Origin of the sequence: Streptococcus sp. HMSC066F10 (assembly GCF_001813805.1) — a bacterium.
Lineage (GTDB): Bacteria > Bacillota > Bacilli > Lactobacillales > Streptococcaceae > Streptococcus > Streptococcus vaginalis.
In genome coordinates, this window is sequence record NZ_KV813977.1 from 1 (window position 1) to 312 (window position 312).

Genomic DNA, 312 nt, shown 5'->3' on the forward strand with positions numbered 1-312 from the left:
TCATCTACCCACTACAGTTGACAAAGAGCCCTATATTTTACCAAGACTATCGCAACCATGAAAAAAGCAACGGCAAAACCGTTGCTTTTTTTGATAGAATCGAGACATTATTGTCCCAGGCTCCAGATGTTAAAAACTAACACCTATTTCATCTAATATCAAATAAAATATCGGGAAGACAGGATTCGAACCTGCGACACCTTGGTCCCAAACCAAGTACTCTACCAAGCTGAGCTACTTCCCGTATAGATAGAAAAATGAAGTCCTAGGAGACTTCTTTTCTATGCACCCTAGAGGAGTCGAACCTCTAAC

At 40.7% G+C, this 312-nt stretch carries 1 tRNA gene; it reads right to left on the reverse strand.

The annotated features are described in order from the left end of the window. Positions 1-170 precede the first annotated feature (170 nt). Positions 171-244 (reverse strand) — tRNA-Pro (locus tag HMPREF2933_RS05265). Between the last annotated feature and the right edge of the window lie 68 nt (positions 245-312).